Here is a 13,325-nt window from a genome sequence, read left to right as displayed (position 1 = left end):
TCGATATGATTAAACATATAAAAAATTGGTACAATGGAGAGGTCAAGATACATGAATTTGATAATGACAATGATAATGATAATGATAATGATGGTTCATTCTATATCATGCCAATGATTTACACGGAATATCACTGGACTGCAAAAATAGCCAGGAATATTGTTAGCTTTTATCTAAAGCACTGGCAGTGGGTGTGGACCACAACTCTTGGATTCTTCACTCTCTACGCTGCTATTCTTGCATTAAAATAGATGATAGACCAGCAATAAATATAGCTAAGAATCAACTTCAGCATTAGGTTTGGAAACTATGGATTGGAAGTATTTAGTAACCACGGCAATAGCTTTATTCGCTGTTATCGTTGCATGGCTCGCACGCAAAGATGCGAAAAAGTCTGTCGATACAGCGAACTCGCTTCAACAGCGGTTGGAAGTGTATGAATACCTTCCAATTCTTAAACTTGCCATAGAACCCGATGGGAACAGGATAAAGATATCTATTACCAATGCTAGTGCTAAAAACGCCGCTTTAGATTGCAAGTTAACAACGAGCATTCGGATATGGGCTGGTGATGGAGTCTATCACGTTGAGAAAGAGCAGATACAAAATAACTATGATTTAATTCCCCCACAAACAACCATCAGTTTATATCCAGATGAAGTTAACAATATAACAAAGAACTCTATATCATTTTTAAATCAATATAAAACCGACAAAGACAAATTTATAGTAAGATGTAAAATCGAATGCTCGGCAGCACATCCAAGATCTCCAAAAAGCTATAAAGATGTAGCTGCCTCATTCTCATATGAAGATGGATGTTTAGAATATACGAAAAATCAACCATTCAGTATCTAATTGAATAAGTATAATTAAAAGCCAAGTGAGATAGTTAAAACAGCATATATGAAAGCGCCGGCACTGAGCCGGCGTTTTTACGACTGTTAGACCTTAAGGTTACACTCTCGAGGCGAATGCTAATATCTGCCCAGCATCATCTGCAGGAACTATCGTTACAGAGCGGTTACTGAAAACCTTTATTGCTTCGTTAACCGCTGGAAGAAGCGCCTGGTTCTCGCTGGCATCCGGAAACTCAACAGGTACGATTACTTTTTCTGGAGCTAAGATACCAGCCCCAAACAGCCTCTTGAACCTGTTAGCCCATTGCTCCGCTTCATCAACGATCTTGTTGGGAGTCGGCCTCCCAAATACAAAGCTAAGGGGTCGTATGGCCCTCATATTCATACCATCTTTCTGATGGATGAAGGGAACCTTAGCCTTCACGAGTCCCATTGGATCGCCCAGATCAGCCGCCTTGTAGTATTTGCGGAGATCATTCTGCTCAAGCAACTGCCTCACTGCAGTCTCCAATTTCTCGGTTGCAGAGGGCTGCTTGGCAAAACTATGGTGAACATAGTGCTCGTAGAGCTTTTCAAGATACTCAGCTAAATCTCCATCCACTAAGGCAGGCTTTGCCTGGCTGAAGTAGATCAGCCCTTCTTTAGCTTTAGTTGCCTCGTGGAAAAGGCGAAGTGTGCTATCAGGGCTACCCAGATAGAGGCTCGTCTCTTGAACCCGTTGCAGCTCATCAGACACGAACTTTGCCACCATCCTCGGGAGCTTCACATCAAGCTCACTGAAGAAGCCGGTAACTCGAGAGAAACGCGTTGTTTCAATGCGATAGTCCAAAAAGCCCGCTTTAGGGGCACATAGAACCACCCCCACGTTGGCAAACTCTTCGGTTTCACGATAGGGGCGGAACTGAACGACTGCGTAGACAACTTGATGTGTCATAGCTCTATCCACCTCCAAAAATGATTCTCAAACCGTCCCAGAAGAGGCATCACGACATCATCAATGATGTCCCCGCCTCCCAGCTGGTTGTTCGCTTCCTCCCTCCAATGAGGTGGAATTGCGGCGATGACCTGGGGCAACTGGCTCATGGCCTGAACCATGCGTTCAATATACTCATCTTGTGTTGCGATGTCATTGAGTGAGATCCCGGCATTGTCACCAGAGAAGACATGGTTGCTACGGATCTTGATGTCCTCTTCCTCTGGCAGCAGTGCCAAGTTGTGGTCAAAAACAACAAATGGGGGAGCGCTGGCTGTATCGAAGAGCAGGTTTACGTTTCCACCCAAGTCGGACAGCGTCCGGTCCCCATTCTTGATCCAGACATCGAACACTAGGATATCCGTCTTTAGCTGAGAAGGCGTAGCTCTGGCCATCGCCATGTTCACGGCCATGGTGTTGCCATGGAACCGTGATGCAAACCCGACAGTATCGTCATCCCAGAAAGAATGACCTCCCTGAAGTTTCATTAACTCAGGAATCCCCTCAACCAGGCGACATTCGGGGGTCATCAGGCCAAACGCTTGAGCTAAATGACTGCACACCCATTCAGCTATCAGCTGCCTCGGGGTGACCTCATCAAGGGTTTTGACAACATACAGTTGCCCATCATGACATTCACACAAGCGAGCACCAGTGCTCCCCTCTCGCATGACTTCAATGATGCGTGTGACATGATAAGGCACGGGCTCAACTGTGAGCAACTTGGGTTGAATATCTTGCAAATAGCACTATCCCCATACCAAGTGCTGACACCTGTGAAAGGGAAGACCTCCATCCAGACGAAAATCCGATCAAGTATACTGTGGCCCCCGAAACGAATGGAACCCATTGGAATACCTAAATTTTAGTCTTTTGCTTCCAATCACAACGCCCTCCAAGCATCTAGGGGGCAAGCCCCCCCCCTCCTCCTTACAACTCCCCCTCTGCAAAATCTGCGATCCTCTCTCAAATCCCCCTACTTTTCGCTCAACAATCGGCACCATTTGAGATACGATTTCCTGCACGGTGCCCAAGCGCCATGCAAGGCTTACCTAAGACAAGGAACTTTCATCTGATCACCGGTTAAAAGCAGCAATCTGGGGGCTGTAACCCAGGGGCGGTAGCTATTTTTCATTAGTTTCCACTACCCTACTTTGGAACGACACGGACATGTTTATCCACTGCTGACAAGGAGAAACCCTATGGGTGAATGGTCAGAGTATTTTGAAGACTTCCCGGAAGAGAACCCGGCAAACTGGGTCAACGGACAGTTCAATCCCCAGTTGGCGCAAGAGATTCGTGATCATGAGGATAGGTTGAGAGGAGCTACCAACAAAGCCCGCTCAGAAATCAATGCCGTCATCATGAACGCATGGCTTAAAAAGAAAGAGGCAGCGTATCTCCTGACTGAAGACTGTCCACAATGCGGCCTTCATGAACTGAGCATCTACAAGATCAGCGACACATTCTACCTCTGTGAATGCCAGGACTGTGGCATCCATGGCAGAGGCGAGACTCATGCCTTGGCACTTAAAAGCACCTTCGATGCAATAGGTGAAGGGCTTGACTGGAGAGATAACACAATACGATTCGAGTAATATATAAAGATGGAAGCCATCACCCATAATACATTGTTAAAATTCACGATTGTGGTTTTAAATTGGGTGGCGGCACCTAGTGACATAGCTAATTAACTTTACCTCCTAATATATCACTAGAAGCTAGAAGGATACCCCTTGAATCAACTAGTTGTATCATTAGTACTGATACTTACACCAGGTATAATAGCTACTATTATATGTGACAAATTAACAAATCACTCAAAATGGGACTCTTTTAAGTTTAGCTTATACTCTCTGACGCTGGGAATGGCATCTTACGCCTTACTACAATTAATCATCTATATAAACAACTTCATTGACTACTTGATAAAGCCCATATCAATGGTTGAATGGTCAAACATTAGTATATGGACAAGTGCGCTGAATGGTGGTGGAGGAATTGAGGCATGGGAAATATTCTTCGCCGTAATTCTTGCTCTACCCATAGCATTATTCTCATCATGGCTGGTCAATTTTAAGGCTTTCAATAAAATAGCTAGGAAGTTTGGTGTTTCTAATAAATATGGTGATGAAAATCTATACGCTTACTATCTAAACTCCCAAGAGATTGACTGGGTCTACGTTCGTGATAGAGAGAGTGAGTTGACCTATCAGGGAAGAGTCGTTTCGCATTCTGATAAAAATGATCTACAAGAGATTGTATTGTCTGAAGTTTCTGTTTATCGATATTCTGATTCCGCACACTGTTATGATGTTCCTACAATATATATATCTAAGGAGAGAGGAAAACTGGTTATTGAAGCCATCCCAACAGATTTTTTAGGAGAAAAAAATGACTAGCAATAAATCTCGACCGATAAATGAAGGATATACAAGAGATGTCCAAAAAGGTGATAGTAAGCCTAATGTGAATAGTACTGTAAAACCTACTCGAGCACCACCAGCGCCAACACCACCACCTCCACCTCCACCAGTTAAACCAACCTAAACTTTATATGCACCGGTTGTAATACCGGTGCTTCCTTCTCTATCAATGCGCGACGAACTATTCTAATCTACATCTTATAGCCCCAGATATAAAATAAATTAGGAAATGATTGATCAAAATTAATTACGCAAGTTTGTATCAATCCCACGATTAAACATTGATGCATTCATTACTATAAATATAACAAATCTAATGCTTCAAAAGATCTATCATTAGCGCTAATAATCACAAGGCCTAACTTAAAGTTTGGATTCGATAATGAAAAAATTTAAAACATTATGGATTATGTTTTTTGTTATTATTTTCTTGCAATTCATATCATCCATAGCAATTATGTATATATTGCCTGGCTGGGAAGAAAGAAACTCTTTCGGTGGCATGTACGGGGCAATAAACACTCTATTTTCAGGACTTGCATTTTGCGGTGTAATATATGCGATAATATTACAAGGCAAGGAATTAGAACTTCAAAGGGAGGAGTTAAAACTTACTCGTTCTGAATTGGCTAAGGCAGCAGACGCCCAAAAAGAACTCACCGAAACGCAAATGTATGCCTCTATAATTACAGCTCAAGCTTCAAAGCTGACAATGTATACAACCTTAGTTGTAAATAACAGGACTATTCCCAATAAATCCTATATAGAGATGGGAGATGGTTTAACATCTACATTGAACGAACTAAATAAATTAGTCGCCAGGTGCAATAAAAATTAATTTTTTCGCATATAAAGTCATAATGGGATATATCATGGTGAATTATGAGTACTGATGTAAAAATATATGTTGATTTATCTGAGCATCCAAAAGAATGGGCTCGCCGAATTGAACGATTGGAGAAATCACTTCCCTCTCAGGAACCCGCGTTAATTAATTTAAAGAGAGCGTACAGCAAATTCACCAATATGCCTATGATTATATCAGGTGAGAGAGATGTGTGTAAAAATGAGCTTTATGATGCCTGGTACAAGGCTAATGAGGCCTATGAGAAAAAGATTGATAAACGAAGTGACTCCAGGAGATGGCGTCTTTCCATATCACTTTCAGCTATAGCACTAGCATTATCAATAGTTTCAGCATTTACCAATGTATACTTTCAAAAGAAAAATTATGAGATTAATAAACAAAGATTAGACTTTGATAAAAAAAAGCTTCATAAAAATAATTGAGCAAAATAAACGATATCCAGTTCTTGTTGTCACTGATTGTAGGGGAGTAACCTCCCCTCCTAAAAACGTATTACGCTTTCCACTTCCCCTTCCTGGCTATTCCGGGCTTACTCCCTCATGCTACTTCCCCGTCACAGTTGCACCCTGGCGCACCTTCTCTGCCAGAACCAGCTGCAGTTCTTCGATCAAAGCATCGGCAGGCACTGTACGTTCCCTCTGAAACACCCGCACTTCGGCAATCACCTCACATGCCCTGAGCGATATGCAAGGGCCACTCTGGGCAACCGTGGCAACAGGGGTAGCTTCCACAATCACGGCCCGCACCTCCGCTGGCCGCGGCGCAAACTGCCGCTCGGCATCTTCCCCAAGCTGCAGCACTGCCTCGCGGATCTGATGCGCATTGAAGCCCCTGAGCATGCTCCCCCAGGCCAACGCCACGCCACGAGCATTGCTGTCCAGCTGGTTGGCACTGGCAGGCCAAAGTCCGGCCATCAGCGGCAGCAGCTCCTCGGCCAGGAACACCGACATGCGGGCGCTGACCTGCAGCGCATCCACTGATGCGCTCAGGGCCGTCGCCTCGTCAGAGCGGAGTGCTGTCGTCATAATCCCCCCTCCCCGACTCCCTGAGTGCCTTAGCGGCCTGCTGGGCAGCCTGTAGGTTTTCCAGTGGCCTGCGCTGCGCAGTGGTCCGGAACGAGCTGGCAGCTCGGCGAATCCAATTACGCCAGGTCTTCTCCCAGTCCAGCTTGACGGCCTTGGCGCCGGGCAGCGCCTGCCAGTAATCCGCGAACGTGGCCGCCTCCAGCAGGATCCGCTCCCTGGGGAGTCCGGTCTCCTGGACAGCCCACCTCCCCCACTCTCCTGGGAGTATCCAGTCATTCGGCAAACGGGTACCTCGTCGTGGCGGCCCACTGTCTGGGCGTTTGTCCCCCTGGGGGGATACAGGGGGGATCTTTGGTTCAATGACTGGATCTAAAGAGTGACTGATTCTATGTGCTGCTCCTGCACTACCCTGGTGAATCTCCTGCACCTCTGGATGTGCAGCTCCTGCACCATCCAATGTCAGCACATAGACGTTAGATCTCTTCCCTTGAGGCCCTACCCGAGACTCCTTTGTCAGGAGCCCCGAGTCACATAGCGCATCGATATGATTAATCACTGAGCGCCGGGAGATCTCACACTGATCTGCAATGTGCTGGTACGACGGCCAGCATTCTCCAGTATCGCTAGCGTTGTCCGCCAGCTTGATCAGCACCAACTTTCGAAGTGGATTGCCCACCTTGATGCTCATGGCCTTGGCCATCAGTAGCATGCTCATGCCGCCACCTTCCCTTTCTTCTTAGCTTCTCTCGCCTGCTGGCGCTGTTTCTTCTGGACCAGCTTGGCCATGCGCTTGGCGACCCGCAGACACTCCGAGAACACGGCCCCCTTCCGGAAACCCGATGTTTTCTCGTAGTGGCTCACTGCCTCTTTGCAGGCCAGGTATGTAGCTTCGTCAGAATATCCGTCGGCAAGCAGGAGCTGGCGCACATGGCGATCGATAAACTCTTTAGGATGCATGGCCCACCTCCTGCTCGGTGTAGGCGCAGGCCGGGCACTCAAATGCGTGGTCATCGGTACCGGATCGCAGTTCACTGCCACATCGCGGGCAGTGGTCGAGATCATGAGGCAATGGGTGGCCCCCATGGGCCATGGTTGAATTGGTCATTGGATGGGTCCTGGTTAAAAGCCCGGTGGTTAAGCGGGCCCGGATAAATTAGGCGCTAGGCTGCTTCTCGGCGCGTTCATGGGTGCGTGCCTCAAGCTCCCGAGCCAGGCGGACTGCTTGGCGGTCGGTGCCGGCGGCGTGGGCAGTCGAAATCAGCGGCTCATCGAGGGCCAAGGCCAGCTCATGCATGACCGATTTCAGGATGATGTTGTCCCGATCGCTGACATGCTGGGATGCCGGGCGCGGCGGGCGAAGTTGCGTGGTCATGTGGTTACCTCCCGAGGACAAAGTTGATGAGTTTTTGCAGGGGACGCAGCGGGCGCTCCTCGTTGTAGGCGGCCTCATCTTCCGGGCTGAACTGGAGCAGGCCGCGCTCGGGAAGGCCGGAGCCGTCAAGGATCTCCTCGACGGTCACTGGCGGATATCCCTGGTCGAGCAAGCTCCGATTGGCCCGTTTCACGGCCCTAGCCAGGATTTGCGGTTCATGTTGGGATATGGCCTTGAGCAGGATAAGCAACGAGGTGCGGGCAAATGCGGTTTCGGTCATGCGCAGTTCTGCGCCCACTTCCTGCCACACCTGGCGCTGGCCCGGGGTGCCACGCACCTTCAGCGGTGACAGCGTGTCGAGTTTTTCATGATCGGGGAGCGATATTCTTCCCATGGAGTTGGTCCTCTGTGTTGGGTGGGAAAGCGGGCCGGTGGTTAGGCGGCCTGCTGTTGGTCTTCTTCGGAGGTGGAGTAGTCGTTGAAGCCGAAATCCAGTGCCCCATCGCTTGCCTTGACAAACCGGGCAGCAGCTTTCGGGGAGACGATTCCTCCATTCTTTTTCTTCCAGTCGTTAAAGCAGACCCTGTTGTACCCAATGGCGCTTGCAGCCTTCGCCGCACTGCCAAAAAACTTGATCGGTTCTTCGATTCGCATGGTTGGTCCCCCTGTGTATGCCAAGCAATATTAGTAAGAACAAACTAACTATTCGACAAAAACAAATCTAACTAGTAGGGAGGCATAATGGGATATGTTTGTTGAATCTAACGAGGTGGTGGGATTGATGTCTTCCTTTAACGAAAGACTCCGGCAGTTGATGGATGAAAGTGGGCTCAAGCCAGCCGACTTGGCTAGAAAAACTGGCCTCTCAAAGCCAACACTAAGCGCCATTCTCAACGGCACCACCACTGACCCCAGAATAAGCAGCGTGCTGAGCATAGCCAGGGTGGTGGGCTGCGACCCTATACAACTCTATGTGGGAAAGAGCAGTTCAGAGTTCGCTTCCAGCGCTGAAATATCGAGGGTGCCGATCTGGGAGTTGGAGGATATTGCCGGGCAACCTAGCGATGCTCTTCCGCTCATCGACACCGGGCGCCACCTGGTCGTGGAAGATGGTGGCCACCTATGCGCAGTGGTGGCTGGCAACGACGATTTGGCTGGAAGTGGCATTCGCAAGGGTGACTTCATCGTAATAGATATGGCCACAGAACAGCGCAAGTTGGCGCCGGAGGATATTGCCCTGGTTCTACACGGAGACAAGGCCTTATTGCTTAGAGCCAAGAGCGCATTGGATGGCATGAACCTCGTAGTGGACGATCCGCACTTCGGCTTCCTGAAGGCCAGCGAGGCAACCGTGCTCGGCAAAATGGTTGAACTCAGGCGGGCATAGTCCCACCCCCACTACTCATGCATAAACCCGCCAGTTGGCGGGTTTTTTCTTATCTACCCTTCAACAATCTGTGCGACACCCGCTCACGAAGTTAAATATTTCTCACCACCCTATTGCATTGTTAGTTATTCCTTCCCATCATGATTTTGGTAAGTTTTGCCTAACTACTAAGTTAGGCGTGAGATAAAACGAACCAAGACCAAAATCACCACCCAGAGGACCAACTCATGAAAGTGAATGACCAAGTGCAGTACACCAACCCCCGTACCCGCGTCTCCGTGCCGGCCGTGATCACCGACATCACCGACCTCGGCAAACGCCGTGGAGGTGGCCTGTTCTACACCGTCAAGACCGAGGCGGGTAAGGAACACCGGGCACGTGCAGCAAGCCTGCAGGCGGCAGCGTAACGAGTTGCTCCCGTCGAGCGCGGGAGCACTCAACCGCATGAGCATTGGCTCAGTGTTCAACCGGTTGAGACGAATCAACGACCACCAGCAACAGGACCCGGCCCCTAACCAGGGCAGAAGGAAAAGCGCCTGACCAGCGCGTAAGAACGACAAAGCCCGCACAAGGCGGGCTTCGAAGGACTGGGGTACCACCCCAATCAGATGTCACCAGGGGACCAACCCCAGCGACAGGACCCATCCAGCCAAAAAGCTAGGAAGGGAGCTAACGAGGACCAACTCGTCAACAGGAGCAAATGTACCATGACCAAGCACATTTTTTCCAGGGCCGCCCAAAGTGCGGATCAGATTATCGCCACCATCGCCGACCACATAAGCGACAACAAAGCTCGCAGAGCACGCCTCCACCGTCGAGTCATCGAGATTGCAGACGACATCCGCCGCCAGAAACTTGCAGAAAAGCGAGCCATTGCCAATCTGCGCCTTGGCCGCATCCCACAAGGCTACCGCCTGATGTTGAACCTGACGGCACAGAACCACCGCGACGCCGTCTGACCCGGGTCTGGCGCTTCCCTGATAGCGCCGTAGCCAAAGCATCTTTCTCAAGCACCGCAAGGATGCTTTGGCTTCGCTCACGCCAAATTCGGCTGGGCACGCTCTTTAACAACCTAGAACCGGCTCACAACCACGAATCCCGATGCCGGTAGGGATGCGCCGATACCCCGTTCAATCCGGAAGGCGGTGCGTGAACGTGAACGGTGGCCACTGGCAACAGTGGCCAGCCTGGAGCCCCTTGTAGCAGGAGGTTGCAGGCTGGAACGCATCTTCAGATCAACTGATTTTTTAGGGGGGATAGCATCCTCCCACCCCGCAGGATAGACTTCATCTACTAAACTAGTTTCTGTTGTTTTCATATAGGTCACACTAATCTGGTCATGGAACGTATTCAGTCAATTAACCTAGCTCGAGTTAAATGGTGTTGTGCCGATCGTGGTATGACAGAAGATGCGCTCGCCCATGAACTAGGTATAGCTCCGGCCTCCTTCGCCAAAATAATGGCCGGCGGAACAGCGGGCATGACTTTTAACCAGTTGCGCAATCTGGCTGCATTCTTTGGCCGTGGAGTTCTGTTTTTTGTTGAACCCGGGGATGTCAACGAAGAACAGGTACATTCGCCACAATTCAGAACTCTCACTAACCAAAAACCTGAACTTTCAAACCAGGTCAAGCTGTTGATCGAACGAGTAGAGCAACAGCGGGCAACATTTCTAGCCTTGCAGGAAGACCTTGCTCAAGAAGAGGTAACCAAGTTTACCCCGCCAGACCTGTCAGGACTGAACATTCCAAAAGCAGCCAAGGTTATCAGGCAATGGCTTAACCTTGCGGCTCGCAACAATTTTGACAGTTACCGTAAGGCCATAGAAGCAATCGGAATATTGGTCTTTCGTAGCAATGGTTACAACGGGCAATGGCAGATAGCAAAGCAGAGCCCGATTCTTGGATTCTCACTCTACGATTCGGAGTGCCCCGTTATCGTTGTCAAAAAACAGGACCACGACTCTCGTCAAAGCTTCACGCTAATGCATGAACTCGGCCATATACTCCTGCATCGTGCCAGTTCAATTGACGATGATAGTGACCTGCATGCATCGGGAGGAGAAGAGCGTGAGGCAAATGCCTTTGCCGGGCATCTTCTTGTACCTGATGAGTTTCTATCAAGCATCTCTGACAACCAACGCCCCGATGATGTGACTGGCTATGATGACTGGCTAAAACCTCAGCGTGATGCTTGGGGAGTAAGCGGAGAAATGATTCTGAGACGCTTATTAGATTCGGGACGTCTTCAGGCTGAAGATTATGCCGCGTATCGTCACTGGAATAGCACACAAGTATGGCCAGAAAAAGATGGTGGTAGCCGCGGCTATCGTAATCGCGAACCGATCCATATATTCGGGGATGGTTATGTTCGTACCGTACTTGATGCTCTGAACTCACGCCGCATAACCTTGGCTAAAGCCAGCAACTACTTGGATAACTTAAAGATCGCAGACCTGCATAAGTTGGAGCAATATTATGCAGGTATTTGATGCATCATCCATAATCTATGCATGGGACAATTATCCAATAGACCAATTTCCTGCATTGTGGGAATGGATGGCTGAGCGAGTCCAGAAACGCCTGATCATTATGTCTCAGGTAGCTATCGAAGAAGTTGGACATAAATACCCTGAATGTGAAGCTTGGATGACCAACGCCGGTCTTCATAAAATCCCTGTCAATGAACAAATTCTGCTTCAAGCATTACATATAAAGCAGTTGTTAGGTATTCACGAAAAATATGGTAGTGGTGTGGATGAGAATGACCTTCTCATAATTGCCACTGCTAAGGTTCATATCTGTGAACTTGTAACTGATGAAAGTTTACAGCTCACACCTAACAAACTGAAAGCTAATTGGAAAATCCCCGCCGTTTGTAGAATGAGTGACGTGAACGTTACATGTACCAGTTTCCTTAATTACTTAAAGAAATCTGGAGCAGTCTTCGGTTGATAGCTATACATCCACATTTCGCAATCTGACCATTCCAGATTCTCCTAGCAACCCCGGCCCTCGTGCCGGGGTTTTTGTTTTAACCACCACAGGACCCAGACCATGAAAAAGCGTACCGACCAAAGCAACCTGACCATCCCCCCTCTCAATGATGCTTGCCGCAAGCGCCTGCGCCAGTTGCGTGAGCACCTCGGCTTGAGCCGCCCAAAGTTCGCCGAGATCTTGGGCATCCCACCCACCACGCTCAAGAACTACGAGCTGAACTACCGGGAAATCAGCGGCGGCACCTTGCTGTTGATTGCACAACACCCCGAGCTCTCAGCCCACTTCGCCTGGCTGACGACCGGCCAAGGAAAAGAGCCTGCAAAGTTGGAGATTTCAGAATGAAGACTCTTGGCCACAGTAACCCTCTTATTATCGAGAACATCGGGGTCCAGCGTAGAGTGGTGTCCATCCATATGCAGAACGATGTGATTGGAGATCGCAAATTCGTTCCCGAAGTTGCACAGGCACTTCGCGAGATTGCTCAAGCCCTGGACGATGGCCTCATTGGTCACGAAACAGCAGAATTTCTAAGAAGCTCTGGAGGGACAGAAATCACCTTTCACGGTGATAGCCTCTTCATGGACGCCTGCGTGGTTGAACAGAAAGCCCAATCCGAAGAAAACCCACCGCTCCTGGTATTTCAGGTAAGGAGCCGTGACGGGAGGGTCATCAACATCTACAGCAATGGCTTCATCGATGGTGATGGAACTGCCGAATTTGGCTTCGTCAGAAACTACTTCACCCCTCGATTCAATGCTGTCAGAGGGTTACTCGCTCGGATGGAAGACCGAGGGATCCCCGATGATGAGCTTGAGCGAATATTCGCTGGCTTTTGACGGCATCTCGCAAGGCACTGCCTTAAGCGACAATGCTATCGGTTCAAACTCATCAGATAGAAAGTAAGTCACTTGCTTATGGTCATCGCTGAGAACCGAGAACACCTTATGCCCAACTGTGCCCTGACCAATCAACACACTGTCCCAATGTGCAATCTGCTTGTACTCAGTACTGCTAGTGCTGTCCGTAACCACCTTAAACCACGCCATAACTCCTCCAGCAGATGATGCGTCAAATCATACCAAATTAACGTTTCTGGCTGCTGAAGACCATCAGGACCAAGACCATGAAGCAACTGACTGAAGCCCAGGTCATGGGCTTTCGCGGCGCTATGCCGCCCCAAACCCAGCATCGCTACGGCATGACAGTCGAACCCAGCGCCGTAGAGAGCCGGATTGCCCGTCAACGTACAGCAGCACGCCGCGCCATTGAGGAGTATCACGAACAGCGCGCCCTGCGGCTTGAAATGGAGCTCTAGCCATGACCACCGGGATCCAACATCGCCACTCCGAACGGGGGCCTGAGTGTGAAGAAAGCTCATGTGACATCCCTGAGCCCGTACTGGTGGGCCCCCAATT

Annotated in this window: 21 protein-coding genes; 13 read left to right on the top strand and 8 right to left on the bottom strand. The window is 49.2% G+C overall.

Annotated elements, in window-relative coordinates; genetic code table 11:
* Positions 1 to 309: 309 nt before the first annotated feature.
* Positions 310 to 858, top strand: a complete 549-nt coding sequence (locus tag AHA_RS10305) for a hypothetical protein (RefSeq protein ID WP_139348851.1) — start codon at positions 310 to 312, stop codon at positions 856 to 858.
* Between the two features lie 99 nt (positions 859 to 957).
* Here AHA_RS10305 and AHA_RS10300 read toward each other — a convergent pair whose 3' ends face one another.
* Together AHA_RS10300 and AHA_RS10295 are read right to left on the bottom strand one after the other, a co-directional pair.
* A complete protein-coding gene (locus AHA_RS10300; RefSeq protein WP_164927619.1) occupies positions 958 to 1,794 on the bottom strand; it encodes a DUF3037 domain-containing protein in 837 nt (278 codons plus the stop codon).
* Positions 1,791 to 2,576, bottom strand: a complete 786-nt coding sequence (locus AHA_RS10295; protein WP_011705899.1) for a HipA family kinase — start codon at positions 2,574 to 2,576, stop codon at positions 1,791 to 1,793. Before AHA_RS10295 ends, AHA_RS10300 begins: the two co-directional genes overlap by 4 nt.
* Before the next feature lie 459 nt (positions 2,577 to 3,035).
* Here AHA_RS10295 and AHA_RS10290 point away from each other — a divergent pair, with 459 nt between their 5' ends.
* From AHA_RS10290 to AHA_RS10275, 4 genes are all read left to right on the top strand, one after another.
* Positions 3,036 to 3,431, top strand: coding sequence for a hypothetical protein (locus AHA_RS10290; protein ID WP_011705898.1), 396 nt, complete (start codon positions 3,036 to 3,038; stop codon positions 3,429 to 3,431).
* Positions 3,432 to 3,569: 138 nt separating this feature from the next.
* A complete protein-coding gene (locus tag AHA_RS10285) occupies positions 3,570 to 4,235 on the top strand; it encodes a hypothetical protein (protein WP_011705897.1) in 666 nt (221 codons plus the stop codon).
* 406 nt (positions 4,236 to 4,641) lie between these two features.
* Positions 4,642 to 5,097: a hypothetical protein gene (locus AHA_RS10280; protein WP_164927618.1), complete on the top strand. Its 456-nt coding sequence runs from the start codon at positions 4,642 to 4,644 to the stop codon at positions 5,095 to 5,097.
* 44 nt (positions 5,098 to 5,141) lie between these two features.
* Positions 5,142 to 5,549 carry a hypothetical protein gene (locus AHA_RS10275; protein WP_139348850.1) on the top strand — a complete coding sequence of 136 codons (408 nt, stop codon included), beginning with the start codon at positions 5,142 to 5,144 and terminating at the stop codon, positions 5,547 to 5,549.
* A 120-nt stretch (positions 5,550 to 5,669) separates the two neighbouring features.
* Here the strand turns inward: AHA_RS10275 and AHA_RS10270 are convergent, their stop codons facing one another.
* The 6 genes from AHA_RS10270 to AHA_RS10245 form a co-directional block, all read right to left on the bottom strand.
* Positions 5,670 to 6,152 (bottom strand): hypothetical protein, encoded by a 483-nt coding sequence (locus AHA_RS10270; RefSeq protein WP_011705895.1) that lies wholly within the window; start codon positions 6,150 to 6,152, stop codon positions 5,670 to 5,672.
* On the bottom strand, positions 6,130 to 6,840 hold the full coding sequence (locus tag AHA_RS10265; protein ID WP_237702002.1) for a helix-turn-helix domain-containing protein: 711 nt from the start codon (positions 6,838 to 6,840) through the stop codon (positions 6,130 to 6,132). Before AHA_RS10265 ends, AHA_RS10270 begins: the two co-directional genes overlap by 23 nt.
* A 23-nt stretch (positions 6,841 to 6,863) precedes the next feature.
* Entirely contained in the window at positions 6,864 to 7,109 is a 246-nt protein-coding gene (locus AHA_RS10260; protein WP_077392307.1) for a hypothetical protein, read from the bottom strand.
* A gap of 196 nt (positions 7,110 to 7,305) precedes the next feature.
* The gene (locus AHA_RS10255; RefSeq protein ID WP_077392306.1) at positions 7,306 to 7,524 is read right to left on the bottom strand and encodes a hypothetical protein; all 219 of its coding nucleotides are present in this window, start codon (positions 7,522 to 7,524) and stop codon (positions 7,306 to 7,308) included.
* A 4-nt stretch (positions 7,525 to 7,528) separates the two neighbouring features.
* Positions 7,529 to 7,918, bottom strand: a complete 390-nt coding sequence (locus AHA_RS10250) for a hypothetical protein (protein ID WP_011705893.1) — start codon at positions 7,916 to 7,918, stop codon at positions 7,529 to 7,531.
* A 41-nt stretch (positions 7,919 to 7,959) separates the two neighbouring features.
* Entirely contained in the window at positions 7,960 to 8,178 is a 219-nt protein-coding gene (locus tag AHA_RS10245; protein ID WP_060389347.1) for a hypothetical protein, read from the bottom strand.
* A 94-nt stretch (positions 8,179 to 8,272) separates the two neighbouring features.
* Here AHA_RS10245 and AHA_RS10240 point away from each other — a divergent pair, with 94 nt between their 5' ends.
* The 8 genes from AHA_RS10240 to AHA_RS10205 all read left to right on the top strand — a co-directional run bounded on the left by AHA_RS10240 (position 8,273) and on the right by AHA_RS10205 (position 13,225).
* Positions 8,273 to 8,911 (top strand): helix-turn-helix domain-containing protein, encoded by a 639-nt coding sequence (locus AHA_RS10240; RefSeq protein WP_060389346.1) that lies wholly within the window; start codon positions 8,273 to 8,275, stop codon positions 8,909 to 8,911.
* Positions 8,912 to 9,138: 227 nt separating this feature from the next.
* A complete protein-coding gene (locus AHA_RS10235; RefSeq protein ID WP_011705891.1) occupies positions 9,139 to 9,318 on the top strand; it encodes a hypothetical protein in 180 nt (59 codons plus the stop codon).
* Positions 9,319 to 9,618: 300 nt separating this feature from the next.
* Complete coding sequence (locus tag AHA_RS10230) at positions 9,619 to 9,870, top strand: hypothetical protein (RefSeq protein ID WP_077392305.1); 252 nt, start codon at positions 9,619 to 9,621, stop codon at positions 9,868 to 9,870.
* A gap of 380 nt (positions 9,871 to 10,250) precedes the next feature.
* The gene (locus AHA_RS10225) at positions 10,251 to 11,402 is read left to right on the top strand and encodes an ImmA/IrrE family metallo-endopeptidase (RefSeq protein ID WP_011705890.1); all 1,152 of its coding nucleotides are present in this window, start codon (positions 10,251 to 10,253) and stop codon (positions 11,400 to 11,402) included.
* Complete coding sequence (locus tag AHA_RS10220) at positions 11,389 to 11,865, top strand: DUF4411 family protein (protein WP_077392304.1); 477 nt, start codon at positions 11,389 to 11,391, stop codon at positions 11,863 to 11,865. The genes AHA_RS10225 and AHA_RS10220 overlap by 14 nt, the downstream gene beginning before the upstream one ends.
* Positions 11,866 to 11,967: 102 nt before the next feature.
* Positions 11,968 to 12,252 (top strand): helix-turn-helix domain-containing protein, encoded by a 285-nt coding sequence (locus tag AHA_RS10215; protein WP_011705889.1) that lies wholly within the window; start codon positions 11,968 to 11,970, stop codon positions 12,250 to 12,252.
* Positions 12,249 to 12,746, top strand: coding sequence for a hypothetical protein (locus AHA_RS10210; RefSeq protein WP_077392303.1), 498 nt, complete (start codon positions 12,249 to 12,251; stop codon positions 12,744 to 12,746). The genes AHA_RS10215 and AHA_RS10210 overlap by 4 nt, the downstream gene beginning before the upstream one ends.
* A 287-nt stretch (positions 12,747 to 13,033) precedes the next feature.
* Positions 13,034 to 13,225 carry a PA3496 family putative envelope integrity protein gene (locus AHA_RS10205; RefSeq protein ID WP_011705888.1) on the top strand — a complete coding sequence of 64 codons (192 nt, stop codon included), beginning with the start codon at positions 13,034 to 13,036 and terminating at the stop codon, positions 13,223 to 13,225.
* The last annotated feature ends 100 nt before the right edge of the window (positions 13,226 to 13,325 follow it).

Source organism: Aeromonas hydrophila subsp. hydrophila ATCC 7966 (genome assembly GCF_000014805.1).
GTDB classification, from domain to species: domain Bacteria; phylum Pseudomonadota; class Gammaproteobacteria; order Enterobacterales; family Aeromonadaceae; genus Aeromonas; species Aeromonas hydrophila.
The sequence above is the reverse complement of the archived record's forward strand: the minus strand, read 5'-3'. Positions and strand labels throughout refer to the sequence as shown.

Bases quoted from the DNA above. Each gene is read 5' to 3' on its own strand.
- AHA_RS10270 (WP_011705895.1), bottom strand. From the start codon at position 6,152: ATGACGACAGCACTCCGCTCTGACGAGGCGACGGCCCTGAGCGCATCA.
- AHA_RS10205 (WP_011705888.1), top strand. From the start codon at position 13,034: ATGAAGCAACTGACTGAAGCCCAGGTCATGGGCTTTCGCGGCGCTATG.
- AHA_RS10210 (WP_077392303.1), top strand. From the start codon at position 12,249: ATGAAGACTCTTGGCCACAGTAACCCTCTTATTATCGAGAACATCGGG.
- AHA_RS10245 (WP_060389347.1), bottom strand. From the start codon at position 8,178: ATGCGAATCGAAGAACCGATCAAGTTTTTTGGCAGTGCGGCGAAGGCT.
- AHA_RS10215 (WP_011705889.1), top strand. From the start codon at position 11,968: ATGAAAAAGCGTACCGACCAAAGCAACCTGACCATCCCCCCTCTCAAT.
- AHA_RS10255 (WP_077392306.1), bottom strand. From the start codon at position 7,524: ATGACCACGCAACTTCGCCCGCCGCGCCCGGCATCCCAGCATGTCAGC.
- AHA_RS10275 (WP_139348850.1), top strand. From the start codon at position 5,142: ATGAGTACTGATGTAAAAATATATGTTGATTTATCTGAGCATCCAAAA.
- AHA_RS10290 (WP_011705898.1), top strand. From the start codon at position 3,036: ATGGGTGAATGGTCAGAGTATTTTGAAGACTTCCCGGAAGAGAACCCG.
- AHA_RS10225 (WP_011705890.1), top strand. From the start codon at position 10,251: ATGGAACGTATTCAGTCAATTAACCTAGCTCGAGTTAAATGGTGTTGT.
- AHA_RS10250 (WP_011705893.1), bottom strand. From the start codon at position 7,918: ATGGGAAGAATATCGCTCCCCGATCATGAAAAACTCGACACGCTGTCA.
- AHA_RS10305 (WP_139348851.1), top strand. From the start codon at position 310: ATGGATTGGAAGTATTTAGTAACCACGGCAATAGCTTTATTCGCTGTT.
- AHA_RS10280 (WP_164927618.1), top strand. From the start codon at position 4,642: ATGAAAAAATTTAAAACATTATGGATTATGTTTTTTGTTATTATTTTC.
- AHA_RS10235 (WP_011705891.1), top strand. From the start codon at position 9,139: ATGAAAGTGAATGACCAAGTGCAGTACACCAACCCCCGTACCCGCGTC.
- AHA_RS10220 (WP_077392304.1), top strand. From the start codon at position 11,389: ATGCAGGTATTTGATGCATCATCCATAATCTATGCATGGGACAATTAT.
- AHA_RS10260 (WP_077392307.1), bottom strand. From the start codon at position 7,109: ATGCATCCTAAAGAGTTTATCGATCGCCATGTGCGCCAGCTCCTGCTT.
- AHA_RS10300 (WP_164927619.1), bottom strand. From the start codon at position 1,794: ATGACACATCAAGTTGTCTACGCAGTCGTTCAGTTCCGCCCCTATCGT.
- AHA_RS10240 (WP_060389346.1), top strand. From the start codon at position 8,273: ATGTTTGTTGAATCTAACGAGGTGGTGGGATTGATGTCTTCCTTTAAC.
- AHA_RS10265 (WP_237702002.1), bottom strand. From the start codon at position 6,840: ATGAGCATCAAGGTGGGCAATCCACTTCGAAAGTTGGTGCTGATCAAG.
- AHA_RS10230 (WP_077392305.1), top strand. From the start codon at position 9,619: ATGACCAAGCACATTTTTTCCAGGGCCGCCCAAAGTGCGGATCAGATT.